Source organism: Microbulbifer mixtoriginis (SeqCode) (genome assembly GCF_052467945.1).
In genome coordinates, this window is sequence record NZ_CP174328.1 from 444,703 (window position 1) to 470,880 (window position 26,178).

The window sequence follows — 26,178 nt, forward strand, 5'->3', positions numbered from 1 at the left end:
TTCATAAATCTCCCCATAATCTAAGCTGAATTTATTGTTGTTATCGGTCAACATCTGCCATCACAAAATCAATACTGGCAATGATTGCAATAAGATCCGCAATTAACAGTCCCCGTGACATAAGTGGAATCATTTGTAAATGTGGGAATGAGGGGGTGCGTATTCTGGTGCGGTATGATGTCGTCCCTCCATCGCTGACAATTTGATAACTGTTGAGACCTTTAGTGGCTTCGATTGGGAAACACACCTCACCGGCGGGCATTACAGGTCCCCAACTGTTATTTACAAAGTGTTGGATGAGGGTTTCTATATCCTGCATAGTGCGCCCCTTTCGTGGAGGCGTCGTCAATGGGTGATCGGATTTATAGGGCCCAGCTGGCATATTTTCCAGGCACTGACGAATAATGCGCAGGCTCTGCCACATTTCATCTACTCGCACGCGACACCGATCAAAACAATCACCACCATCATAGCTGGGAATATCGAATTCAAATTGGTCATAGCCACTGTAAGGGCGTTTTTTACGTAAATCCCATTCAAGCCCGGTTGCGCGCAGACCGGGACCCGTCACCCCCCACTCCAGTGCTTCAGCGGTATTGTAGACGCCGATGCCCCGTGTACGTTTTTGAAGCAGTTTATTTTTGATTACCATCCCGTCGTAATCGCGCAAGCGTTGTGGCATATAGTCGAGAAATTCCCGGACCATCTTTTCCCAACCCTCTGGTAGATCCTGGGCTACACCGCCGATCCGAAACCAGGCCGGATGCATACGCCCACCAGTGATGGCCTCGACTATGCCAAATAGTTTCTCCCGGTCGATAAACATGTAAAAGACTGGGGACATCTGTCCGACGTCCTGAGCAAAGGTGCCGAAAAAGACGAGATGGCTGGAAATGCGGAAAAACTCGCACATCATTACACGAATAACCTGGGCACGTTCGGGCACCTGAATTCCGGCGAGTTGCTCCAGAGCCAAAACGTAGGGCAGGTTATTCATAACGCCACCCAGGTAATCAATGCGATCTGTATAGGGCACATAGGTATGCCAGGCTTGGCGTTCTGCCATCTTTTCTGCGCCGCGATGGTGATAACCGATATCCGGTACCGCATCCACTATTTGTTCACCATCGAGTTGCAGGGCGATGCGAAAAACGCCATGCACACTGGGGTGGTTTGGCCCCAGATTTAGAAACATAAATTCTGAGTCTTCATTGGCACGAGCCATGCCCCAATCTTCAGGACGAAATAATAGTGCCTCTTGCTCCTTACGCTCTTTTTCTTCAGAAAGACTGAAAGGGTCTACTTCTGTGGCGCGCGCATGATGATCTTTACGCAGGGGATGTCCTTTCCAGGTAGTGGGCATCATAATCCGGCGCAAATGTGGATGCCCTTCGAAATTAATCCCAAAGAGGTCCCAAACCTCCCGCTCATACCAGTTGGCGTTTTGCCAAATGTCATCAATTGATGGCACTGAAAGCTTGGATTCGGCCAGAGCGACCTTAATGCGGATAAATAAATTGCGAGTGAAAGATAGGAGTTGGTAGACCAGGGTAAAATCACTCGCTGGCTGCTTTTCTGGTCCTTCTCCGCGGTTTACTCGCAAGCGCTCATCTATTGCGCTGAGGTCGTAAAGCATGGCGAATGGACGAGAAATATCTACCTTGAGAAATTGCAATATGGGAATCAGGGACTGGGCATCTACCCATAGAGTGGGCATATCTCCACAATTTGGTTGTAACCAGTAATTGTGCAAATGATATTCCTGGTCGAGATCACGCAGGAATAGCTCAGCCTCCTTGCTATAGGCAGTCTCACTGTGAATACTTTTTGCTATAACGCCTGTCATGAGGGTCCCATTGTTATTGTTTTATTAGAGCGCTTTAAGCTTTAAACCGTATCTGGAGAGCGCAATAGTTCCGTACGCATCCGTTCTTCTCGATGCAAATCCCGCTGGCTTGGTTTGGCTACTTTTCTGGTTCCCTGTTCGTCCACTACCCAACTGAAATTTCTGCGCTCGGCAGCAACGGATTTTTGTAGCAGAGTGAGACCCTGCAGTAATGCTTCTGGGCGTGGGGGGCACCCGGGGACATAGACATCAACAGGCAAAAATTTATCGACACCTTGCACCACGCTGTAAATGTCGTACATGCCGCCAGAGTTGGCACAAGAGCCCATGGATATCACCCAGCGAGGCTCGATCATTTGTTCGTAGAGCCGCTGTACCACAGGCGCCATTTTTAGGAATACGGTACCAGAAATTACAATAAGATCAGCTTGCCGTGGCGTTGCACGAATGACTTCTGCGCCGAAACGGGAGATATCATGGCGGCTGGTAAATGCAGTGGCCATTTCCACATAGCAGCAGGAGAGCCCGAAGTTAAATGGCCAAAGTGAATTAGAGCGTCCCCAGGCGACTAACTCTTCCAACTTGGCGAGTAGAACATTTTTTTGCAGGTCTTCTTCGAATTCCTCGCCACTTGACTTACGGGAGTCAGAGGCGATGACATCATCTGCCTTACTCAGCTGCCAGCGCATGGTGTTTTCCTGGTTTCTTTATTGATTATTTTTGCGGCCAATCAAACTTTTTTGTTGTCCGCCCCACTCCAATGCACCCAGGCGCCATAGGTAGATCAGCCCTACCAGTAGGATGACAATAAAGATTGTGGCTTCGATAAAGCCGAGAAGTCCGGTCTCAAAGAAGGCAATTGACCAGCTAAACAGATAAACCGCTTCCAGGTCGAATACAATGAATAAAATGGCAACCAAATAGTAGGCAACTGAAATTCGTAGGCGAGCACTGCCTTGGGAGATAATCCCGGATTCAAAAGGTTCATCTGTTGCGGGATCTCTTCTCTTCTGCCCGAGAAAATAGGAAAGGCTCAGCATCAAGACAATTAGTGCGAGTACAGCAAGGCAATAAACGACAAGAGGCCACACTTCCGGGTTGAGCTGCTCTGGGTAGTTCAACTTCTTTCTCCCCGTTTTTCTTATGGGTCATGCCCGAATTGATTCTTAGTACCGCCGCGAAAATACTTGGTATTTTTTTGATAGGAACGATTTCTAGTACAGAAAACGATGGAATACTTTTGAGTTACCCTCTACTTCAACGAGGTGCCTGGTAGCTCCCAAAATCCTTGTCTGCTTGTTCACTGTTTATAAGGCTTAGTCCAAGATTACGCCAGTATCACTAAGGAACGTTTAATTCTTATACCTTTACTTTTTATTAGATGGGATTCTGTGATAATTAACGTCAGTGATTGAAAAACTTAATTTTGTGTCAATAAATGGAGATATTTAAGAAATGAATGGCGCAATAAGATAGGTGAGAAGGCGATGCAAGATAGATAGAGCTGGGATTGGGATTCGTATGGGGAGTGGTGCGGAGGATAAATCAGGGGACTGTGCCCCCCGATTTAAGGCGTTAGCCAAAATTCGTGTCCATCATCTCTCTATCGTAGTCGAGAAGGTATGAGTCGAATTTCTTGTATAGCTGAGACAGTATGGCCTTGTTGCCAATAACGTCCATGCCTCGAACATCATAAGGCCAAGCTTCAACTCCTTTAGTTAGATCAAAGAGGTAGATGTTTACTAGCGGACATGGCTTGACGCCTAAGTCTTGTGCCATGCTGCACCAAAGTAGCTTCTTCAGACTTGATTTGGGTAGTTTTATCGCAATTGTATGCCAGTAATCTTCAGTTTCCCCCTCAATCCAGCCTTCATCTACCGCTACACGCTCAAGCCAGTGCTCTTTCTCTTTCACTTTCTTGGGAAATAATCCAATGTTTCTAAGCTCACGAAAAGTGGAGATAGAAGAAACTAGGGGTTCGTTACTAAAGATACGGTAACAGGCAACAATCTCCTTATCGAATATTTCTTCACATATTTCGTGAGATTTACGTAATGCTAAATCAAATTGATCGAGCCAATCTCCACCTAAGGAAAGCTCAAAACGAAGGCCTCCTTTGTGGGTATAGAACAAAGGTCTTTCGAAAGCTTTTCCGGAAAATTGAGACTGGATAGATTCTCGAATATTCATTGTAGCCTTAACGCCGTCATAACCGGCTGGAGCACATAGTGCAGAGGTCCAGGCAGCTTTACTGGCAATGGTTGATGGCTTTGGTACACCCAACATGGGCGTGGACTAATGGGGTGAAAGCCCCCTGTAGGAAGATCACCATTTAATGGATTCCATTAAATGCTAACTAATAATGAATGGCAACTGTAATACCGCAAGGTCTTGTGGGGAGGAGGTCGATAGAAAAACTACGAGCTGGCCAAGGATACAGAAACCGGTAGATCTAACGGGTAGAGTAAGTGATGCACTTTAAAGCTGAATGCAGGCAATAATTACAATCACAAATACATGAATTTATACTTTCCGGTGGCCCAGCAAACTGAATCTCAACTTACCAATGGTTACATTTACGCGATCCCTTATAGAATATAAAAGTTTGTACCAATTACAACTAATTACAGCGTTCGCATTTTCGGCGAGCAAGGCTTCCCGCCTCCAATATTAAGGACTAGATGTGGTGATTTTTATTGAGTCCGCTTTACATATTGTTGTTATAGGGGCGTCCGTTTGTTGTTTACACCAAGAAAGAATAAGTATTTATATTTTGGCTTACAGCTGCCTGTAAATATGAGATAATAATAGACTTACTTCTCAGCCAATTTGTAGTTTGGATTTGTTTTAATGAAGAAATTATTGAGTGTATTGCTTCCAGCAGCAGTGTTTACTGGTGTTGTTGCACCGAAAATTGCCGGCATTCAACTTGAGTCATCCATTGATGAAATAGTCACTGCCGCAAATGAAAATTCGGCATACACGGTTGAAATAAAAAGCATGGATTCATCCTGGTTTTCAACTCAGACCACCTTTTTGGTCAGCATGGATCTCAATGCTTTCTCGGATGTATCAGATACTCCTGAACTTGAACCTTTTTCTGTAGAAGTAGATTTCAGTGCTTCCCACGGCCCCTTTCGCTTCGGTGAACATGCTGGTTTCGGATGGCTTGGCTGGACACTAGAAGTTGCCGGTGATCAATTACGTGAACATTTGGTGTGGACTGAGAAAACTCCTTTTTACCAGCTTCATGGTAATATGAATGTTTTAGGTGGTTATTACTATAACGACAGCATTACGCCATTTACTACTGATATTGAAGATCATAAAGCTCAGTTAACTTTCAGCGGTTTTCAGGGTAACGGGCAATATCAGGATGGGCAACTAACTTACCAGGGGGGTGCCGATAGCCTTACTGTCACTTCTGAGTTAAGGGACATCAAGGCTGAAAGTTTGACTATGGATATGACCATGGCTTCCTCTTTTAAGGCAATCTTTGAAAGTGCTTTTTATGATTCTGAAATAACAATTAACCTTGGTGCCATCAGTTTAAATGATAGAGAACAAAACGAAAATATTGACATTGCTGATCTATATGTGAAGGGCAGTACTGAATTCAACCAAGAAAAACAACTGGGAAATATGCAGGTTGCCTACGGCTCTAAAAAGGTCGACATAGCTGAATTCCATGGTGAAGATCTGGCTCTTGAGATTGAGGTCGCCAATATCAGCCAAGAATTTTTGAAGTCTTATCAGGATTTTGCGAACTCACTCAATACGCTGCCTGCTGAAGAGGCAGGAGCTAAGGCTATGGAGTTTATGAACGCTAATCTGTTATCTTTAGTGGCTGGCGAACCTCAAGTGAATGTTACCAGCTTACGTGGTACTTTTCCGCAAGGCAGCTTTAACAGTAACCTTCATACTAGCTTAGTTGGCATTAGCGTGTTACCGGAGCAACCACTAGATCCGGCTTTCTGGCTGTCACATGCCTTAGTTGACGGCAAGCTAAGCGGCGATAAAGCCCTGATTGAATTTATGGCCGTACAAGTGATGAAAGCTCAATTGAAAAATAACCCGCAAACCCAAGGCATGAGTGAAGAGCAGCTGGAGCAAGTAGCTGCTCAACAAGTGCCGACCATATTAGCGTCTCTTGAGCAACAAGGTTTGTTAGTATCAACCAATGACGGCTACAGCTCCAATATCAGTCTGAAAGACAGCGAGTTTAAGGTGAATGAAAAACCTATGCCGCTGCCCCTTTAGCGGATATTAGTCGTTTGTGATTGAAGTGGCTTATCTTAAGCCACTTCATACTCCTCTTCTAAGTCTGACGATTTATCGGTTTTCTTGTGTTAACGGTGTTTACCTAAGCTATAAACAAAGCCGGACATGGTTTCGTTTTTATTTGTGGTGAAACGTAGGAATATCGGCGCTAATGGCTGCTAACCCATGACTATGACTTTTTAAGCCCTTTTAGTATGTCTACCAAATACTTCTTGGTCTTACGATAAAACTCCTCTCTTCACTGCTTTGAGGCCCATATTGCTAACCTATGCATGATAGCCTTCTGTGATATTTTGTCTTCTGGAAGGGGTTGAATTAATTTATCGTGAACTAAAAGACGGTAAATATATTCGAGTTTCTCGTGAGCTGAGTCGGTAGCTTCGAATTCGACAACGCCTCGCTTGGTGCCATATGCAGTACCGAGTGCTATAGCCTTTTTCACCATCTCTTTTTCGTTTTTGAGTTTCTTCATTATCATCTCTCAAAGAGGTCGTCGATATTACGCACCTAACGCCCGCCTCAACTGCTGGTGGCTACTGTCACCTTATTTATTAAGGTTTTGGCAAAAAAGATGACAATGGCCGGGGGTCAATTTACAGGCGCTTGGTGCACTCAGCATGGGCCTGGACTAATAGGGCGAAAGTCCCCAGTAGGAAGATCACCGCTAATGGATTCCATTAAATGCTAACTACTAGCGAATGGCAACTGCAATACCACGAGGTCTTTTGGGGAGACAGCCGCCAGCAAAACTTCGAGCTTCGAACAGAAACATTCTATAAGGTTTAGCTAGGTGATCTAACAGCTAGAGTCAATGATGCAACTGTGCAGTGAAAGTTCACGTTCTTATCTAGGGAGATTTGTTTAGCTGTCAGCGTTGGCGCTGACTCATAAGTAGGTCCACTACTATCGTGGAGTAGAAAAAATGGTGGAACATAGCCAGAGCCTCGGTCAGAAATGACCAGGGTGATTAAACAGAACTCAGCCGACGGCCTAGTAGCCAAATGCCAAGATTAATACCTTGGACACGGTGAAGGCCTCAACCAAACTCCAGGGTTAAAAGACAGGGTAGCCTACCGATATGTTGCCATCCGGCAATAAAAGTGCCGCAGCCATTGATGGGATTACCATCGATGAGTTTGTTCAGCACTTCAAGCTAATTGGCGATGAGATTGTTGAAATTATTCGGCAAGGTCATTATCAACGGCTTCCCGTTAGGCGTGTCTACATTCGCTAGCCAGATGGTGGTCAGCGAGGTCTTGGGATACCTACAATCTTTGATCGTGTTATTCAGCAAGCTGTTGCCCAAGTTATCCACCGCATCTTCGATAAAAATTTTCGGAAATTAGCTATGGCTTCCGTCCAAAGCGATCACAGTATCATGCAGTGAGCAAGCTTAGAAAATATATCGAGGAAGGGAAACGAATAGCGGAGGATGTCGATTTATCTAAATTTTTTGATCGAGTAAATCATGATTTCCTTATGAGTTTACTTGGCCAAAGAATCAGCGATAAGCGTTTACTCAAATTGATCGCAAGCTACTTGAGCGCAGGATGTGTAGAAGATGGATATTGGAAAGCCTGTCATGAGGGGGTGCCACAAGGTGGCCCTTTATCGCCGCTGCTTTCCAATATTGTACTCAACCTGCTAGACAAAGAACTGGAAAAACGTTGACACAATTTTATCTGCTATGCGGAGAATTTTGTGATCGTCGTTTCCTCTAAACGCGCGGGTGGACGGGTTATGGCGAGTATTAAACGCTTTGTTGAGCGCAAGCTTAAGCTCAAGGTTAACGATACTAAAAGCCAAGTAATCCCCGATTGTTTTGAAACCCGCAGGCAGTAAGTTGCGTCGATCAGTGCTCTCGAATTTGCGTCGAAACCTCTCACCGATATCCCTACTATCCGGTAGTTTCTAATTCATCAGACGTTGATAGGGATAAAGTCTAGAAGTCAGATTCAAGGTTGATTGACTCTCGTAACCAGTCCCTGATGTTGGATTCAAAGCTATCTGGGTATGGGAGGCATTTTTCATCGAGAAAGAGGTCGGTATGCTTAGTGGCACTAGCTACCATCGAGCTGAGCGAGATGTCCGAAAGTCTACTACCTGGATAGGATCCACCGTTATTTGAATAGACTGCAGGCATCCAAAGCTGCTCGACAATTTGATTATCGTCAACGGCGCAGCGGCGCCTGGCCTTCGGGGTGTTCGAGGTCCTTTTCGTCGAACGCGTCGTCGGTCAACGTCTTCAGGAACACCACGACCGCAGCTTCCTCTTCGTCTGTCAGCCCGAGGTTGCCCAGCTCGGCCCGGTTGACGTTCTTAGGGACTTCGGGTTTAGGCCAGCCGGTGATTCCGAAGTTCGGGTCGGTTGCGTCGGGCACTTCACCGAGCGTATCACGGGTGTTGTAGAAATGGACGATTTGCTCGAGCGTGGCGAAGACGCCGTTGTGCCCGTAGGGTGGGGTGATCTCAATGTTGCGGAGAGTGGGCACCTTGAATTTACCATTCTGCGATCCGTCGGGATGCTTGGCGGCAATCTCCGGCCTACCGCCCAGGCCCAGGTCGAGTGGCAGGCTGTCGACGCCGTGCAGGACGGCGATTCGTGGGTTCACAGGAAGCCCCAGGTTGTCGTAGGTGAAGTCGGTGAACAGGGCATGCGGGTAGTTCGCCGGCGGCTTGCTACTATGGCAGTTGCTGCATTTGGCTTTGCCATTAAACAGTTGGAGTCCCAGCTTTTCCTGCGGGGTCAGGTCGATCTTGCCTGCAACGTAGTAGTCGTACTTGGAGTTAAATTCGGCGAACTCGTCAGTGGGCTCGAAGGACCCGATTGCGGCGCCGAACTTGGGGTAGACCATCTCGACCTGTGGCCACTTGAGGTCTACGCCGTAGAGCCGCCGGAAGGCCTCGAGATAGACCGGATTCTCCGCGAGGCGCGCGAGGACCGCCTCTTTGTTCGGCATGGCCATCTCCAGTGGGTTGAGTGGCGGTCCGATTGCTTGGTCTTTCAGCGAGTTGGCCCGGCCATCCCAGAACTGCCCGCCGACATAGGTCTGGTTCTGCTCATCCCAGTGGAATGGGGGGCTAAACGTCGCGTAAGCAGCGGTCTGGGCGTTGCGCGTGCCAAATTTCCCGGGCTCGGACCCGGGGGAGACCGGCATTTTTACGGGATCGGCGGCGCTGCGTGGATCGGCGAAACCGGCCGAGTGCGCGTGACAGGTGACGCAGCCGGTGTTACGCCTGGCCGAGATGTTCAGGTCGTTGTAAAGAAGGAATCCCAGCTTAATCCGATCGGGGAGTGGGGTATTCTGCAGCGGCGGAAGCGTCGCAGGCATCGTGTCTGATGTGGTGGCCGTTTCCCCCGTCAAAGGGAGGACGAAGACCGAGAAGGCAATCATGGTGCCGGCCACGATCAACATACCCAGCCCCCCGCGCCTATTAGCTTTAATTATCTTGCTGTAATCCTCGTACTTTGCATGCTGCTTTACAGCAAATTCTCTCGTTGAAGCTACAATTTCGCTTCTTCCCTTTCTTTCAGAGACAGGGAACATTTTAATCTTATCCGCTGTATACATTGTCGTTACATTACATAACGCCAGCTTCAACTGCTCCTTGGAAAGATCAGCGGATTTTGAAAAAACACTATGAAAAAATCTTGTATCTTTACTCATGAGTTAAGAGCCCTGATTTCATGTAGTAGTTGACCAGGGAGCCAGTGGTTCACTATCTATCTTTCTATTAAAGACCCTTTAAGTTCCAAAGCGAATCTATTAGCTACTTTAGATTATAGATTTCCTATAAAGTGGCAATCTGGTAAATATATTTGCAATTAAATAATCTACGGTAGCCTAGCCTCTTTAAAAAAAGCTCAGGGGCGTGGCGCACTTAAGTCAGATTGCCAGACTCTAACCACCGTTAGTAAATTTAAACGCCTATTTAAGTTCTTTCACCCCACACTGTTGCGGTCAACTCCAACCGAACACTCCTCTAAGTACATTTCTCAAATTTGATAGGGGCTAGGTCCCCCAGTGTTGTATGTATTCTGAGTGAGTTGTAAAAAGCAATATAGGCTCTTACATCTGCTATCGCCTCCTTTCTTCTGCCATGACATTCAACTCGATGGAAGAGCTGCTCGACAGTATCGTTGGGTAGAGATTTATTACGGATAGGGAACCGCCCATTGCGGACATGGATGGTGTGTGGGCCGGTAGCTAGAAACTACCGGTTACCCAGTTTAGATTTTTTTCTCGCTACGATGGAGAATATATGCCAATGGTGCGGTGTACCATCTGCAGTTTCTCCTGAAAGGTCATGTTCAGTCCACTTTAATAGCTCAAAGTTACTGAGGTGTTTTTTAATCTTCGATTCATTCATAACGAGAGTATCACTCCAAAATGCTTCCTTATCATACTCAGGCCCAGCCATTGTATCTTTCGGCCCCAGGAATGAACCGCAAAAGATTCCACCCTCTGTCAAAGAGTTAGTTATTTTCAACCAAACTGACTCAAAATCTTTTTCAGGACAAAAGAAAAGACTGGCATCAGCAACTACCAGCGAGGACTCAGGATAATGGAAAGTATTAAAGCTATCCCTTGATAGAATAACCTGCTCATCATCTTTGAATCGTCTATGACATCTAGATATAGATTCGTTCTCGATATCAAAGGCATGAACCGTGAAATTATTACTGCGCAAATAAGTTATATCTGATCCTGCTCCACAGCCACAATCAACAGCAATCTTTCTTCCTTTTACTTTACTAAGAGCAAAAATTAAATCTTCTCGAGTATCACTATGTTCTGTTGAGTCATAATAGTTGGAGATTTCTCTCGTTGACATTCCCTATCTCCGATGAGTAGAAAATCTAACTCCGCCAACAGTGGCCGAGCGTAGCGAGGTCCAGCCCCGAAGGGGCGATGCTGACTACTGGTGCATCCAGCATGGGCATGAGCTAATGGGGTGAAAATCCCCTGTAGGAAGCTCACCATTTAATGGGTTCCATTAAATGCTAACTACTGGCGAATGACAACTGCAACAGCCAAGGACACCGAAGATGGGTGATCTAACGGGTAGAGTCAAAGATGCAGTTGTGTAGTGAAAGTTCATACTCTGAACAGGGAAGTTCTGTTTAATTTACTACAGTGAAGCTGTCAGGACGGTAACAGACTCATGTATAGCCCTAACCGGTTCGAGACTATCGTTAAGTACATGGATAGGCTGATTACGCACCCCTGCGATGACTGGTGTAGTAACCGGTAACTAGAAACTGCCGGCTACTAGATTTTGAGCTACTCAACAACATTGCCAGAGGAACTTACCAATTAGAAAAACTAAAAACAACAGGGTGTCCACTTTAGTTTTTTGATAAACAAAATAGTTGCCCAAATAATTACTCCCTTAAATAAGAAGCTCTATCCACGATAAAATCGAGCTTGTCTTACAAGATGGATTGATTGCGGTGAAGCGTAGTTAATCCTTAATCGTTAGGACTCCGTTAAAGTTATGGTGGTGTGGCCCAGGCTATTATTCCCCGCGATCGAGGTGTTGTAGTTTCCCTTGCCCTGCGGCCAAGACACGCTCGTAGGTTGCCAGCCATCGTATCCACTATTGGATTCTGGTTGGATTGAGAAGGTGTGGTCTTCGTCGATACTGTACTGCAAATTAGCGTATGGGGACTCCCATTGGGTTCCAGAAAAGCCATCAAGTATCATCACTTTTTGCCCTGGTCCAATCGATGTAGTCCCATTCAAAAGCTCATATGGATGTGGATTAGCGTAGTCGCATAAATGAACCCACTTTTTGGTCTGATTGTCGAGATAATAGGTAGGACTTACCGGTTCAATTTCTTCCTTCATCTTGTACGGATCCCCTATCGGATATACGTGAAGGGTGGCCGTGTACTCGTCTTTACCGCCTTTTTTTTTCGAAATTAATATCGCGTCGTCCATGACCCAGAAATAACCCGTCGTTTCAGCGCTATATCCAGGCTTATTAGGGGTCTGCGCGAATACGTAGACGCAAGCCGTATAAGCTTTTTCGCCATCGGTTTGCGAAGTTATCGCGGTTTCGCTTGCGTAGTTGATCTTCATCTTGCTGCCGCTTTGCCCCGGAAGATAATAAAGGACATATCCAGCGGCCATGTCACTTCCTTTAGCCCAGCCTGTGAAAGCTCTCGTGGTTGTTAACGCGGGAATAGTATCTACTGGGCCATGCTCAATATTACCCTCGGATTGATTCATGTTTTTGGTATATTTAATATCGGTCTTACAATGATTTGCGATATTAACGGTAATGTGATAACCCATTTTTTTCTCCTGTTTTTAAATATGCTCTTATTGCAGACATTAATGCCATAAAACTATGCTCGATTAACAAAACGAAATGAAAGGATATAAAAAAATATTTGGCATAGGACAACTGATTAAAGTTCGAGCTTTCCCTAAATACCAATTCAATGGAAATAAATAGTTCATGAGAAAGCTCATCGTATTTCGCATATGAGAGCCCCGGCCACACCTTACTTGACATGCTTGGCAATAACTTCTCTGACCTTGTTCGGTCATTGATGGATAGGTAAAATTCTTCGCTCATCATGAAGATGGAAAGCTATAACTTAAACAACCTATGCTTATATTTTGACGCGAGAATCTTTTAAAATCCTTCCGAAAAACTAGCCTGCACACTAATGGCCACAACAATAATAAATGCTGGCAATATCTTCTTTATCGGTATCTCCAGTATCTATCCATGTTAAATAATATTATTTTCAAAGCCAAGATTGCAAGCAATAATTTTATATGGGTAGGTCATTCACTAAAGACCTTTTACCCGCCAGCCCCCTCCAAAAAAGTTATTGATTTAACAATATTTCCTAAGCAGAAATAGGCTCAAATTCCTTCGAGCAACCCAATTATTTTGCCTGTCTATTCATGTTGTAGCTTTATATGCCCCCTCGATTTAAGTATTAACATAGATTTTTCTATCCGCTAGCAACCAAGAAATATAAAACAAATACACAAAGAAATTCAGAGCTTTGGTGATCAATCAAAGGTTGGAATGACCGCGTTAAGATACAAATAACTCGATCTGCTGACAGAGATTCTAGAAGAGAGTTGGAAAAAGTGTATCTGTAAAAAATAAGGTGTTGCTTATCGATGCAAAGCTATCAATTAAATTAGAAGCCAGCTTTGATCGAGAACCCTACGCTGGAATATTTACAGTAGAAGGCGAATAGATCAGGGTCTTTAATTTTCACGCTGCCCCAAAACAAAGAAGCCAGCTAATGAGAGGCTGTGCAAGAAGTTTATGCTCAACTCGATAAACACTGGGTACACGGAATAGGCGATTGTCGAAGCTTCCTCTCAGCCTCACCCTGCTAATCTAGTCCTAACCCAAATGCTCTATATCAAGATTACCGCTCTTTGATCTAAAAATAGCGCTTTCCAAGACCTGTATGCAAATTCCCAGAGCTTGAACTCCTTTACTTATAAATCAAAGAGCAAGAATCGTCAGAAATAGAGCTTTCGCTACTGTTGACATAATCCCCAGTCTTTGACTGTCCTGGTGTGTGTTTCTACCCTTTCCCCCATGGATAATCTGGTGGCATGTAGCCCTCAACTCTTTTTATTTTCAATAAAGACTTTTTATCAAAAACCGTCGAATATATACCCGACGAAAGATTAGACTCGATTGGGTTTATAGTGATGCTCTCTACCTTGAACTCACCATCCAAAGATAATTTGAATAATGTTCCTTGCCGCGTGCCATGTCTCCAATAACCCCATAGACTATTACGGCCGGATTCATATTTTTCGAAAGCAATTGCCTTTGGGTGAAATGCCACAACTTTATTTATGTATGTTCCATCCGCCTTACTTAGATAGATTATAAAAGGGCCGCCACTATTGCCGAACATTGCTGATGGTCCAGACATGATTCTATCGGCTATACCATCACCATTTAAATCGCCACTATATGTATATCCGTAATCTGCTCTAACCTGACTTGCAAATAGAATTAGGATAAATACTATGCATCGATACACTTTGTAGCTCCTTTTTGGTTTAACGCCTCAATAGCGGACAAATAACTTGGCTCTTCAGCCGTAGGCGACCGTTGATTAATTTGGTACGCCAACTATGAGCGTGAACTAATGGGGTGAAAGTCCCCTGTAGGAAGATCACCATTTAATGGGTTCCATTAAATGCTAACTACTGGCGAATGACAACTGCAACAGCCAAGGACACCGAAGCCGGGTGATCTAATAGGTAGAGTCAAAGATGCAGTTGAGTAGTGAAAGTTCACGTTCTTATCTGGGGAAATCTGTTTAATTTACTACAGTGAAACTGTCAGGGCGTAACAGTTCGAGACTATCGTTAAACATATGGATAGGGAGCGGCCTATTACGCACCCCCCGCGATGAATGGTGTAGTAGCCGGTAACTAGAAACTGCCGGCTACACGATTTTGAGCAGCTCAACAACATTGCCAGAGGAACTTACCTATCGTTCCCTCTTTATTTATGAATGCGTATGAAACACCGGAGTCTCCAAAATTGATACTAAATGGAACTTCACAGGAATCTAGCTGCATAAGAAGTGACCAGTCATCCGTATTTCCGGGAAATTCGTCACCTTGTAGAAAGCTAGGTGTCCCACCAATTTTATTTCCTCCCAGCTTATTACAGTATTTTTCATAGTCCTCGTCAGCTAGGTCAAAGCGTTCTGCTTCTGGAATGAACTCTGGGTCTTTTGAGGCTGAAAGATCAACAGCTAATTCGATGTCTATTGGGTAAAGACCAGTTTTCCCCTTTACTTCAACATAGTCCTGTAAAGTTGGTCCAGTGGTGATATTTCGTACCTTAATTTGAGACTTACCACCCGGTTGAATAATTACTGCATTCTCGCCACCATCTGGCTCCCATGTTCCATCAACGTACTCATCATCATCTGTCATGAAGATATAGGCCACTTTTCCCTCACAGCCTGGAAATAGATCATTTGTAAGTTTGATCTGACAAATAAAGCGCATGGGAGAATCCATTTCAGAGCTTATTGGCCATTGAGCTTCCTCAAGCCAATTGGGCTGACCGCCAAATTTTGTAACAACATCAGAAATGGGTAATTCAGTTACTTTAAATTTTATTGTATTCCGAGTAATCATACTTATGCTTGTGTACTCTAAACCCTTGCCAATAGGCAGCTGAAACTCAGTGTATGCTGTCCCGTGGAAGCGGAACGGAGTGTACTTGAGTAACTTGGTACGCCTAGTATGGGCGTGAACTATTGGGGTGAAAGTCCCGTGTAGGAAAGTCACCATTTAATGGGCGCCATTAAATGCTAACTACCAGCGAATGGCAACTGCAACGCCGTGAGGCCTTGTGGGGAGGAAGCGGCTAGTAAAGCTATGTGCTGGCGAACAGAAATATCCTATAAGGCTTAGCCCGGTGGGGCACCGAAACGGGGTGGTCTAAGGGTAGAGTCAATGGTGCAGCTGTGCAGTGAAAGGTCACGTTCTTATTTGGGGAGATCAGTTTAACTGGCTGCTGTGAAGCTGCCAGCCTGGCCGCTGACTCAGAAGTAGCGCACTGCCATGATACTCTACTCAAATGAAAAGCTGTTCGGCACTATCGTTAGGTAGAGAGCCATTACGGGTAGGGAGCCGCCCATTGCAGACCCGCACGATGGGTGGTGTGGGGACCGGTAGCTAGAAACTACCGGCTATCCGATTTATGCGCCTGTCCCTGCCTAATCACAGCGACATCTATGTGGTTGCCAAATAGTGCTTATTTACGATTACCCCACGGAGATTTATTTTCAAATGTTGAGATATACAGATTCTCGACTTCATCTCGCGCCCACTGGGTTTTGCGTAAAAACTTGAGCGAAGACTTAATTGATGGGTCGCTCTTAAAGCAATTGATATTAATCCTATCTGCCAAACCATCCCAGCCATAATGCTCCTGCAATCGTGTAACAACTTTCTCAAGAGTAATACCATGTAGCGGATTATTTGGTTGTTCTTTACTCATTCTTCAATCAATACCCTATGTTTAATGCCGCGAGCATGGGCGTGAACTAATGGGGTGAAAGTCCCCTTTAGGAAAATCACCATTTAATGGTCGCCATTAAATGCCAACTACTAGTGAATGGCAACTGTAACACCGGGAGGCCTTGTGGGGGAGGAAGCTGCTAGCAAAACTACGAGCTGAGGAACAGAAATATCCTATAAGGCTTAGCTTGGAAGGGAGGTGGCCAAGGATACCAAAGCCATTTGGTCTAGCGGGTAGAGTCAATGACGTGGTTGTGTAGTGAAACTTCAGGTTCTTGTCTGGGGAGGTCTGTTTAGCTTACTGCTGGGAAGCTGTCAACGTGGCTGCTGACTCAGAAGTAGCGCACTGCCATGACACTCAGTTCAAATGAAGAGCTACTCGATACTATCGTTGGGTAGAGATGCATTACGGAAAGGGTGTCGCCCATTGTGGATTCGCTGATGGGCGGTGTGGCCGTTGGTAGCTAAAAACTACCGGCTACCCGATTTAAATGCCTCAATCTGTGCCGCCGCCATCCATACCATGTGAACCGCCACCAAAGTCAGAGCCAACAGATGCAACATCGTTACTACTAAAATTTGCATTTCCGTAAAAATGAAGATTTCCTACTTCTCCACGCATTGCTCCGTAATCACACACTTCACCAATTTCATGATGATATGCATCAAATTCCTTCTTTGAGCAAAAAATTGAAATCGCGTAACAGGTATAAATAATTGAGAGCCCTGACCTCTCAATCGTAGCCCTTACTTGTTTTGGGCGATACCTTTTAGATTTCCCATAATCTTTCGCTAGCAACTTAGGCAATTTCCGTAAGTACGATTTTATCGCTCTATTTCGCTGTATTCTTCGGATGAATTGCATTACGTGTTCCTTGTGTGCATTTAACGCCTTGCCAAGCGGCGACCCCGTAGGGTCGTCGCGTTTGGGCAGCTTGTTATGCATTGTATTAGCTGCATTGTAGGCACGACTTTAATTTTTATTGAAATCAATGTTTACCCTTAATCTTGGTAACTATCTCATTAATTAATTCAGTAGGTAATAACGATTTAGACAAGTACTGCTGCCCCCCAGATTTAGCCACCAAAATAAGCCCTAAATCGGTTTCAATGATACGCTCGATATCTGCCCACAATAGAGCTGTTATCGTATAAGGATTCTGTGTCTGGATTCCATCCTTATCTATGGTTAATTTCACCTTACTACCGGCACTTTTCCCAAGCATCTGCCGTGCTAACCACCAAGCTCGTCGATATCGAATGTGAATCAGTTCCAGCACGCCTAATGCAATTAACGTGCAACTTGCGATCTTAGGTTGCTCAGTAAATAACAGTAATCCGGCACCAGAAGATAATAATAATGTAGGAAGAAGATAATTGGGCTTGACATTTTTCCCATAGGGTAGAGACTGATCATAGCATTCGGCAAGGTATTCTCTAGATAAGGTAAATTGAGTATTAAAAGGCTGCATAAAAACAACTTATTGTGTCTGGTAAATTTGTCGTAGCACTACAGTGAGTGTCAGGATGATTCTTTAAGCTAATGTCAATTACGCCACATCTCTCAATAAGACCTCGGTTTAGCCCCACATAACGCTTTTAGCAACGGCAAATTACGGAATCGAAGGCGTAGTAATTTGTCTGCTTGCCTAAATTTGGCACACCCAGCATGGACATGAACTAATGGGGTGAAAGTCCCCTGTAGGAAGATCACCGTTTAATGGGCGCCATTAAATGCTAACTACCAGCGAATGGCAACTGCAATACCGTGGGGTCTTGTGGGGAGGAAGTCGCTAACAAAACTACGAGCTGGCGAACAGAAGCATCTTATATGGCTTGGCCTGGAGGCGAGGTGGCCAAGGACACCGAAGCGGGTAGAGTCAATAATACCGTTATGTAGTAAAAGTTCACGTTCTTATCTGGGGAAATCTGTTTAGCCTGCTGCTGTGGAGCTGTCAGAGTGATCGGTGACTCAGAAGTAGCGCTCTGCCATGACACTCAGCTCAAATGAAGCGCTGCTCGACACTATCGTTGGGTAGAGATTCATTACGGATAGGGAACCGCCCATTGCGAACCCGCACGATGGGTGGTGTGGGGGCCGATAGCTAGAAACTACCGGCTACCCGATTTATAGCTTTATCACAAATTTGTCAGACTCTAGCTTCTTCGAGACAAGGTCAAAAACTTTGTAGCGAAGTTCATCTGACACTTGAACAAGCAAGCCCAACGTCTGTTTATCTGAGAAATACTCGTACTGGATGATTTTGTTTAATCCAGTATCAAGGCACTCAAGGGTTGTTCCATCGGTGGCGCTGACACAAGCGCTTACCCCTTCAGATTTAGGGCTAATCTCCACATATATGTAGTCGGATATCGATTCATTTGTTTGATCATCATATGTTCTAAGAATGCGATGATTAATAATTTGAGAGCTATTATCCGGAAGTAACCATGTAGGTTCCTCTCCGATTTGACTTAAGAAAAGCAGGTTTCGAAGGGTTCGGCTATATCCCCCAGACTTTAAAACACCGTCACGCTTTGAATAGACACGTATATACTGGATTCCTTTGTCTCGAATTGTTTCTACATCTGAAAGCTCGATTATTTCTTTAGTTTCTTTGTCAGGAGTTGCGATTTCTATCGCATTTCTCCTTGTGTTTTTCGTTATCTCTTGAAAGATAAAAAAAGCCCCAATTAATGAAGCAATCAATAAGAGTAGAAAGAGTATTGAGTTAACTCTGTTGATTGTTAGAAATATCTTATTATTTTCCATATCTATCCTTGGTTATAACGACCACAAAAGGGATGGCTGGAGCGTAGCGTAGGCCGTCTTGCGAAGGGCCAAAATCCCGCAGCAACCTGCTTGTACTTGGTACGCCCAGCATGGACGCGGACTAATGGGTGAAATTCCCCTCTAGGAAAATCACCATATGATGGGCGCCATTAAATGCTAACTATTAGCGAATGGCAACTGCAATATCGTGAGGTCTTATGGGGAGGAAGCCGTTAGCAACACTACGAGCTGACGAACAGAAACATCTTATAAGGCTTAGCCTGGAGGCGAGGTGACCAAGGACACCGAAGTCGGGTGGTCTAGCGGCTAGAGTCAATGATGCAGTTGTGGAGTGAAAGTTCACGTTCTTATCTGGGGCAACCTGGTTAACTTGCTGCTGTGAAGCTGTCAGCGTGGCCGCTGACTCATAAGTAGGCCCAACCTGCTAGCCATCATCGCGGGGATAGACAAAAATGGTGGAACACAGCTGCGCCTCGGTCAGTAATGGCCGAGGTTTTTAAACAGAAATCAGCCGACGGCATAGTAGCCTAATACCAAGATTAATACCTTGGATAGGGTGAAGGCGTGAACCTAAATCCATGAGTTCAAAGACAGGGCCAGCCTACCGATATGTTTCCAGTTAGATAAAGTTGAGGTAGCGCACTACCATGACACTCAGCTCAAATGAAGAGCTGCTCGACACTATCGGTGGGTAGAGGTTTATTACCGATAGGTAACCGCCCATTGCGGACCTGTACGATGGGTGGTGTGGGGCCGGTAGCTAGAAGCTACCGGCTACCCGACTTATAATGAGCAGACATCTTTTATTTTTGTGCTAAAAGCAGCAGTAACAATCTTCATTGTTGGCGCCTGCATTAAGTAATTGTTAAATATATTTCTAGCCTTATAAAAGGTTTCAAACTTTGCCTTTTCCTCAACGTCCGAAGAAAAGCCGCCCATCATATAAAAATCATTAAAATGTTCAAGCGCTTTTCTCTCACTGGTGTAGTGATAGTCGTCCTTAAGAATTTCATCCCAAGCTGGTGCTGTGGTGCCATCGGCAAGAACTATACTGTTGTTTATTACGTACTTCCCGATAATACTGTCTGTATTCAACTGTTCAGGCGCTATTTGTTCAAATTTCTTTGCTATGTAAGCTTGTAAGTTATTACTTTTAATGTGCAGTGACACGAATTCTTTTACTTTATTGTAGTTTTCTGAATCTGCCTTGGACATCTCTGATGCTGCGTACATGAAAGCCTTATTTTGAGCTTTTAGGTATTTAGAATACTCATCGCCTGCACATGAAGAATAAGTATTTACAGACATTAAAGCAAAGGCGAGTCCAATCACTTTTTTCATTTAGTCCTCCTTACTGAGTTATTGTGTCTGGGTCAACGGTGAAACTCATAGTGCTGAGCCCAGCAGCCAAAGGCTACGTATTGCTGCTACGTTGTACGCCCAGCATTGGCGTGGTCTAATGGGGTGAAAGCCCCTGTAGGAAGATCACCATTTAATGGGTTCTATTAAATGCTAACTGCTAGCGAATGACAACTGCAACACAGGGATGTCTTGTGGGGAGGAAGCCGCTGGCAAAACTACGAGCTGAAGAACAGAAACATCTTATAAGGCTTAGCCTGGAGGCGAAGTGGCCAAGGATACCAAAGCCATGTGATCTAACGGGTAGAGTAAATGATGCAGTTGTGTAGTGAAAGTTCACGTTTTTATCTGGGGAGATCTGTTTAGCTTGCTCCTGTGAAGCTGTCAGCGTGGCCGCTGACTCATAAGTAGGCTCAGCCCGCTAGCCAGCATCGTGGGGATAGACAAAAGTGGTGGGACATATCAGCGCTTCGGTCAGTAATGGCTTAGGTGATTAAACAGAAGTCAGCCGACGGCATAGTAGCCAAATGAAGATCTGCTCGACACTATCGTCGGGTAGAAATTTATTACGGATAAGGAACCGCCCATTGTGGACCCGCACGATGGGTGGTGTGGGGGGCGGTAGCTAGATACTACCGGATACTTGATTTTGACTCGATAGGTGTTTTGTAAAAGTTGAAACCTGACAGCTTTGCGATTTATAGCAAAACTTGTAAACAATACCTTCTTCCTGCTGATATTGAGAGTTTTCCTGCGTATACATTATTATAGCTGGAAGACCAAATAACTGTATATAGCACGCAGAGTTTAAGAAAACTACCCAGTGGCTTTCGTCATCAAAAACTTGCTTGTAATCCGCTTTATTTGCCGGAAATTGTCCCCTAAGCGTTTTGTCAGGAATTTGAGTTTTCAGCATGTTTCTTAACTTATCAGCCACGGGATCATCGAGGTATTCAGAGCCGAAGTGGTAAACGGCAAGCTCAAAAGCAATCTTTGTGTAGAGCATTATTTGTGCATGTATATCTATCTCTATTTGTCCCTTAATTTCTGGTCCGTCCACTTCATTGTGCTTTGGTTTCACCTCTTCTAAAAGCTTATCAATACTTTCTGAAATTTTTCTTTTGTCAACTTCTCTTCCTTGTGACTTTAGGTATCTAGAAATTTTTTTCTCTAAGTGAGGCTTTGCTTCTCCGAATTCCGACTTATCAATAGATATATTTACAGTGAATCCATCGTCAAGTGGTTCAATTTTTATATCAGGGATAACTGTGAGATCGCCATTTTCATTTACACGAAACCGACCGATCTCTTCGTGATCATAAACCCCGGTAAAAGGGCTCTCTAAGGCGCGCTTTTTTCCTTTTATACCATGTAAAAACCTAGGCAACTTATAAAATAAACTGTTGGCCAAAGCACCTTCAAAGCCTGTGCCCATTTTACTATTACACTTCTTGCATACATTTTTTTTGACCAAAGATCCACCCATAAACTCTGGGATAATATGCTCGTCGGTTAATGGATTCTCTTCTGTAATAGGGTTCTCATTGAGGCAAATTATGCATGTTTCCATTTTAATCGCTCTTGGTTAAGTCTTGAACCTAACGAGGGTGTAGAAAAAATCAGCCCTCTTTCGTATTGTTCTCCTACGTGAAGAATAACCTACTCATCACTGAAAACTAAATCAGAACTCACGTAGAGTCACCACTTATGGTTAATGTTTGATCATATCTGAGAAAGCAAAGATATACATTAGTTTTTCTACAGCCTGAACGTCGCAATAAGAGGCGTAGTTTACTGCGCCTCTTTGATTAGTTGCTTATGCGCATCATTGGCCTTAGCCACTTTTTCGATAACAGTATCTAGCATGAATCCCCAAGTAATTAATGCCAGACCTGTAAATACCGAAACCTCTTTGATTTGAATTGTCATATAGCTTTGAAATACAAAGATTAGGCCGCAACCAATCATGAAAACTGACAACACAGGAAACAATGGAGGGACTTTGAAATAAGGAGAAACAAAGCAGATAAATTGGTACAACGCAATTGAACCAAGAAGCCCTAAGCCACATACAATCATTAGCGACCAGAATTCTCCGACCATTGGTATTAGCATCGGCGATAATTGGGACCAAATGGCCAAAATAGTAGTAGGTATCCAAAGTACGCCACTGGCCTCATGAATTGCCTTAATACCTTTTGATGCCGACAACACATCCGTCATTATTTTCTCCCTTTAATCGTATAACGCTAAGTGCACCCGTAGAGGCGCGATAGTGCCGGAGCCGGGTGCAGCGTCTTGGTACGCCCAGCATGGGCGTGAACTAATGAGGTGAGGAGGATCAACATTTATTGGTTTTATTAAATGCTAACTACTAGCGAATGGCAACTGCAACACCGTGAGGTCTTTTGGGGAGAAAAACTACAAGCCGACGAGCAAGAAAATCCTATAAGGCTTAGCCTTCTGCTGTGAAGTTGTCAGCGTGGCTTCTGACTCACAAATAGGCTAAATCCGCTAGCGACCATCGCGGGGGTAGAAATCAAGTGGTGGAACACAGCAGCGCCTTAATCAGTAATGGTCAAGGTGATTAAACAGAAGTGAGCAGACGGCATAGTAGCCAAACGCCAAGAGTAATACCTTGGACAGGGTGAAGGCCTGAACCTAAATCCACGAGTTAAAAGGAAAGACTAGAGCACCGATCTGTTTCTAGTTGGATAAAGTTGAGGTGGCGCATTGCCATGACATTCAGCTAAAGTGAAGACCTGCTCGACAGTATCGTTGGGTAGATACGGATAGGGAGTCGCCCATTGCTGACCCGCATTATAGGTGGTGTGGGGGCCGGTAGCTAGAAATTACCAGCTACCCGATTTATGCCATTATGGTCTGCTACAAAGCTTGTCAAAATTTAGACCTACTACAGGATTGGCATTTGATGAATGTAATTGTCGACTTTTAAATGACTCAATTAGTGGTGTTAAATCATCCTTCGATTCAATCCCAAGACAATATTTAAATCTATCAAAGAAGGCTTTAGATTCCGCTCTTGCAAATAGTTCATATGTATTTGAACCATAACTTCGATAAATAAGAGTTTCTGGCCACCATTCTTGCCCCCATTCCTGATCAGAAAGTGCTCTTATACTATCCGCAATAAATAACAAAAAATCTGCTTGCATTATGTAATCAAAAGTAATGCCAGTTCCTGTCGAAAACTCTTTTATCAGGTCTGCATGAACAGACTTCCTGTTAAGTTTTAGACGATTTTTTCTATGCTCAAAAGCTTCTAGATGATTACGGAATACACCAAATCCTCGCATTGTATTTCGGCCATAGTCTTCATCTTTGGATATGAAATATCTCTGCTGAAGCAAGATGGCCAACACGTCAAACTTTTGTTCTTTTACTAAAGCCGCCACGCAATACAAAAATAGCTCATGTACAATATATTTAAGATTATCCCAATCCCATAGGTGACACTGATTTACATTTTCTGGCCTGCCCATCTTTGGTATTAGTTGCTCAAAAAAATGGTGAATATCCTCTCCTATATTTTCTGTATCACCATAGTTTGCTACCGTTAGGAAGACTTCGATGGCTTCGTTTCTATAAGGAATAAATGACTGGATCGATTCAATCACAGCGTCATCAAATTCTCGATGACCACCACTCGGCTCTAATCGAAATCTTTCAAAATTATCTTGAAATGTCTGAAAGTACTCTTTTAATGCTCCGTGCGCATGCGGCTTGGAGTTTCGGTATGCCTCGATACATCTTCGGCTGATTGCAGATGTTCCCAGACTTTTTGCTGGTTCTTCAGAAAGAAATGAAGGAATTTTTCCAAGGCCCGGTTTTATATTAACTGGCTTATTAAAAATCCAGCGTAATAGTTGTTCGAAATTTTTAGCATATAGTTCATCATATGACAAATCTATATATATTCGAGACTTGTAGTAAGTGGGGAGGTGTGCGCTACCATCGGCATCTTTTTCAGCAATTACTGCTACAAACTTATCCTGATCGACACTTGAATATATTTCAGATGAAATTATTTGGGTTTCAGTCCCAACACCACCGCTTCGCTTATCGGCCTTATTCGCATAGGACTCGTCACAAACAATTATCACCTTCTTTACTGAAGAATCTGTAACCATTCTCTCCATGAATGCATTAGAGTCATGCCCTTCCTTTAAGTCCCATTTATCTAAAATTATATCTACTCCAGATTCCCTAAGCTCAGTTGATAGATTTAAAACCCATTCCTCGTGCTCGGGAGTGGACCAGCTATAAGAAACAAATACTTTTGGTGATTCCATTTAAATTTTCCATCTAGTACTTAGGACATAACATTGCCAACACGGACCTCCAAAAGCCGCAGGCTTTTGGAGGCCCGGCCCCAGCTTTACAGAGGCATAGTGCTTGGTTTTGTTATGAGTTTCGGTACTCACCTATTACCTCGATTTTCCCAACAATGTTTTTATTAAGATCTTCCAGATCTTCAGCGGGTACCCACCATTCAGTATGTGATTTAGCACCGACGCATTTTATGGGGTATTTGTCCATGAAGGACTTAACCACCTCAAATTTTGTTACGTAGCCCGCATCGAAATCGGTGATATTCCACTGTGTTAAGGCAATTGCATACTCTTCGTTTGTAACCGGATAAAAAATAGGTTGTTCTGGCAAACGAGGTGGCCATTTCTTATAGCCTGAGTCCTTAACTATTTCTAACTCTTTTTCTCCGGTTGGCCTATAGCAAGTGACTGTTTCCATGCTCTAAATCTTAGTATTCATAAAGGTGTATCCAAAAGAAGCCGTATTATATCACCAGTCAATATATTCAAAGATTAGAAAAATCCTCTAGTCTGTATATTGCTGCTTTTGATCACAGACGTAAACTATTCAAAATCAACAAGTTAATGATCCTTTTAATGTAGATATCTGCTGCAGCTCTTGATCTTCGATATTGGTTGCGGAAGAAAACAACAAAGTGTATATAAAATCAGCAAGTAGAAACCGCTAGGGATGACTATAGCTTCTGGGTTCCAAACTGAAAAGTAGTGAAGAGTACCAACCTTAACAACTATTTTTAGGTACAACAAAATTATCAAGGCGTGAGCAACCAAAAATATAGGCACAAAAATAATCTTATTGGATTTTATTCAGTTTGTTTTAGTGTCAAAGCTGCGTAAAATCGGTGGATATTTATCGGAATTTGGGTCGTCATTGAGTAGCCTTTTGAAGGCCGATGACCAAAGAGATTCGAGAGAATCAAGAAATTTCTAAAACCATTCCCTCAAAGGAGAACGGTAGCGTGACGTAAGAGTAAGTAAAAGGCGCTGACCCAAGGTGCGCTAACACCTGGGGCCAGCTAACCAAATTGATATCATCACTATCAAAATGGCTATATGGATCATACGCTAGAAACCCGTTCGTCTTCAATAAAGTGGAGTCCATTCAGTAGTTTGGGGCGTGTCCCTTGGCTCTGGAAGCGTTGCGTCTGCCTTTTCTACTTCTATGCCTACCGTTCCCGCGCCCCACCTGATACTTCTTTAAAAGGTTACTTTCAAATCCTTCCATTAAGGGAGGTCTACGCATGGTTTGAGTATTCATAGGAAGCAATTATGTTGATCTTAAAGCGCCGGACGGGTGAAAACTTACGGATTGGAGCGAACGTCTCAATTATGGTATTGGAAGTTAAGGGTAATCAGGTAAAGATAGGCATACGTGCTCCCAAATCTCTACCCGTTCACCGTGAGGAAATCTATAGACGTGTCCAAAAGGAGAGGGTGCTGGGGGATGGAGGTGGTGGAGATTACGGAGTGCCCTAAGCAAGGGCGTGCGTTGCGTGTTCA

At 44.1% G+C, this 26,178-nt stretch carries 24 protein-coding genes; 5 read left to right on the plus strand and 19 right to left on the minus strand.

What is annotated here, in order from left to right; translation table 11 throughout:
* Positions 1-40: 40 nt before the first annotated feature.
* From nuoC to ACJJIJ_RS01845, 4 genes are all read right to left on the minus strand, one after another.
* Positions 41-1,846 carry an NADH-quinone oxidoreductase subunit C/D gene (gene nuoC / locus ACJJIJ_RS01830; RefSeq protein ID WP_252084845.1) on the minus strand — a complete coding sequence of 602 codons (1,806 nt, stop codon included), beginning with the start codon at positions 1,844-1,846 and terminating at the stop codon, positions 41-43.
* 41 nt (positions 1,847-1,887) lie between these two features.
* On the minus strand, positions 1,888-2,535 hold the full coding sequence (locus ACJJIJ_RS01835; RefSeq protein ID WP_444885845.1) for a NuoB/complex I 20 kDa subunit family protein: 648 nt from the start codon (positions 2,533-2,535) through the stop codon (positions 1,888-1,890).
* 18 nt (positions 2,536-2,553) lie between these two features.
* Positions 2,554-2,967: an NADH-quinone oxidoreductase subunit A gene (ndhC, locus tag ACJJIJ_RS01840; protein WP_252084847.1), complete on the minus strand. Its 414-nt coding sequence runs from the start codon at positions 2,965-2,967 to the stop codon at positions 2,554-2,556.
* 454 nt (positions 2,968-3,421) lie between these two features.
* Positions 3,422-4,132, minus strand: a complete 711-nt coding sequence (locus ACJJIJ_RS01845; protein ID WP_444885844.1) for a DUF3885 domain-containing protein — start codon at positions 4,130-4,132, stop codon at positions 3,422-3,424.
* A gap of 564 nt (positions 4,133-4,696) precedes the next feature.
* Between ACJJIJ_RS01845 and ACJJIJ_RS01850 the strand changes: the two genes are divergently transcribed.
* Positions 4,697-6,106: a YdgA family protein gene (locus tag ACJJIJ_RS01850; protein ID WP_444938490.1), complete on the plus strand. Its 1,410-nt coding sequence runs from the start codon at positions 4,697-4,699 to the stop codon at positions 6,104-6,106.
* A 259-nt stretch (positions 6,107-6,365) separates the two neighbouring features.
* On the opposite strand, the gene ACJJIJ_RS01855 is transcribed toward ACJJIJ_RS01850, so the two are convergent.
* Positions 6,366-6,599, minus strand: coding sequence for a DUF5062 family protein (locus ACJJIJ_RS01855; protein ID WP_252084850.1), 234 nt, complete (start codon positions 6,597-6,599; stop codon positions 6,366-6,368).
* Between the two features lie 606 nt (positions 6,600-7,205).
* On the opposite strand from ACJJIJ_RS01855, the gene ACJJIJ_RS01860 reads away from it, so the two are divergent.
* From ACJJIJ_RS01860 to ACJJIJ_RS01870, 3 genes are all read left to right on the plus strand, one after another.
* Entirely contained in the window at positions 7,206-7,361 is a 156-nt protein-coding gene (locus ACJJIJ_RS01860) for a hypothetical protein (RefSeq protein ID WP_444938491.1), read from the plus strand.
* A 107-nt stretch (positions 7,362-7,468) separates the two neighbouring features.
* Positions 7,469-7,798 (plus strand): reverse transcriptase domain-containing protein, encoded by a 330-nt coding sequence (locus ACJJIJ_RS01865; RefSeq protein WP_444939553.1) that lies wholly within the window; start codon positions 7,469-7,471, stop codon positions 7,796-7,798.
* A gap of 30 nt (positions 7,799-7,828) precedes the next feature.
* Positions 7,829-7,969: a hypothetical protein gene (locus ACJJIJ_RS01870; protein ID WP_252084852.1), complete on the plus strand. Its 141-nt coding sequence runs from the start codon at positions 7,829-7,831 to the stop codon at positions 7,967-7,969.
* Between the two features lie 329 nt (positions 7,970-8,298).
* Here ACJJIJ_RS01870 and ACJJIJ_RS01875 read toward each other — a convergent pair whose 3' ends face one another.
* The 14 genes from ACJJIJ_RS01875 to ACJJIJ_RS01945 all read right to left on the minus strand — a co-directional run bounded on the left by ACJJIJ_RS01875 (position 8,299) and on the right by ACJJIJ_RS01945 (position 25,096).
* Positions 8,299-9,543 carry a cytochrome-c peroxidase gene (locus ACJJIJ_RS01875; protein ID WP_444938492.1) on the minus strand — a complete coding sequence of 415 codons (1,245 nt, stop codon included), beginning with the start codon at positions 9,541-9,543 and terminating at the stop codon, positions 8,299-8,301.
* A gap of 799 nt (positions 9,544-10,342) precedes the next feature.
* Positions 10,343-10,963, minus strand: coding sequence for a class I SAM-dependent methyltransferase (locus tag ACJJIJ_RS01885; protein ID WP_444938493.1), 621 nt, complete (start codon positions 10,961-10,963; stop codon positions 10,343-10,345).
* A gap of 644 nt (positions 10,964-11,607) precedes the next feature.
* Positions 11,608-12,429 (minus strand): hypothetical protein, encoded by an 822-nt coding sequence (locus ACJJIJ_RS01890; protein ID WP_444938494.1) that lies wholly within the window; start codon positions 12,427-12,429, stop codon positions 11,608-11,610.
* A gap of 1,268 nt (positions 12,430-13,697) precedes the next feature.
* The gene (locus ACJJIJ_RS01895) at positions 13,698-14,168 is read right to left on the minus strand and encodes a hypothetical protein (RefSeq protein ID WP_444938495.1); all 471 of its coding nucleotides are present in this window, start codon (positions 14,166-14,168) and stop codon (positions 13,698-13,700) included.
* 430 nt (positions 14,169-14,598) lie between these two features.
* A complete protein-coding gene (locus ACJJIJ_RS01900; RefSeq protein WP_444938496.1) occupies positions 14,599-15,285 on the minus strand; it encodes a DUF1963 domain-containing protein in 687 nt (228 codons plus the stop codon).
* Between the two features lie 622 nt (positions 15,286-15,907).
* The gene (locus tag ACJJIJ_RS01905) at positions 15,908-16,153 is read right to left on the minus strand and encodes a VF530 family protein (RefSeq protein WP_444938497.1); all 246 of its coding nucleotides are present in this window, start codon (positions 16,151-16,153) and stop codon (positions 15,908-15,910) included.
* A 516-nt stretch (positions 16,154-16,669) separates the two neighbouring features.
* Positions 16,670-17,119: a DUF6559 family protein gene (locus ACJJIJ_RS01910; RefSeq protein WP_444938498.1), complete on the minus strand. Its 450-nt coding sequence runs from the start codon at positions 17,117-17,119 to the stop codon at positions 16,670-16,672.
* A gap of 43 nt (positions 17,120-17,162) precedes the next feature.
* Positions 17,163-17,645: a YcxB family protein gene (locus ACJJIJ_RS01915; RefSeq protein ID WP_444938499.1), complete on the minus strand. Its 483-nt coding sequence runs from the start codon at positions 17,643-17,645 to the stop codon at positions 17,163-17,165.
* A gap of 656 nt (positions 17,646-18,301) precedes the next feature.
* A complete protein-coding gene (locus ACJJIJ_RS01920; RefSeq protein WP_444938500.1) occupies positions 18,302-18,946 on the minus strand; it encodes a hypothetical protein in 645 nt (214 codons plus the stop codon).
* An 804-nt stretch (positions 18,947-19,750) separates the two neighbouring features.
* Positions 19,751-20,308: a hypothetical protein gene (locus ACJJIJ_RS01925; protein WP_444938501.1), complete on the minus strand. Its 558-nt coding sequence runs from the start codon at positions 20,306-20,308 to the stop codon at positions 19,751-19,753.
* Between the two features lie 643 nt (positions 20,309-20,951).
* A complete protein-coding gene (locus tag ACJJIJ_RS01930) occupies positions 20,952-21,896 on the minus strand; it encodes an HNH endonuclease (RefSeq protein WP_444938502.1) in 945 nt (314 codons plus the stop codon).
* A 221-nt stretch (positions 21,897-22,117) separates the two neighbouring features.
* Entirely contained in the window at positions 22,118-22,549 is a 432-nt protein-coding gene (locus tag ACJJIJ_RS01935) for a hypothetical protein (protein ID WP_444938503.1), read from the minus strand.
* 653 nt (positions 22,550-23,202) lie between these two features.
* Positions 23,203-24,639 (minus strand): SEFIR domain-containing protein, encoded by a 1,437-nt coding sequence (locus tag ACJJIJ_RS01940; protein ID WP_444938504.1) that lies wholly within the window; start codon positions 24,637-24,639, stop codon positions 23,203-23,205.
* Positions 24,640-24,751: 112 nt separating this feature from the next.
* The gene (locus tag ACJJIJ_RS01945) at positions 24,752-25,096 is read right to left on the minus strand and encodes a hypothetical protein (protein WP_444938505.1); all 345 of its coding nucleotides are present in this window, start codon (positions 25,094-25,096) and stop codon (positions 24,752-24,754) included.
* An 851-nt stretch (positions 25,097-25,947) separates the two neighbouring features.
* Here ACJJIJ_RS01945 and csrA point away from each other — a divergent pair.
* Positions 25,948-26,154, plus strand: coding sequence for a carbon storage regulator CsrA (csrA, locus tag ACJJIJ_RS01950; protein WP_444938506.1), 207 nt, complete (start codon positions 25,948-25,950; stop codon positions 26,152-26,154).
* The last annotated feature ends 24 nt before the right edge of the window (positions 26,155-26,178 follow it).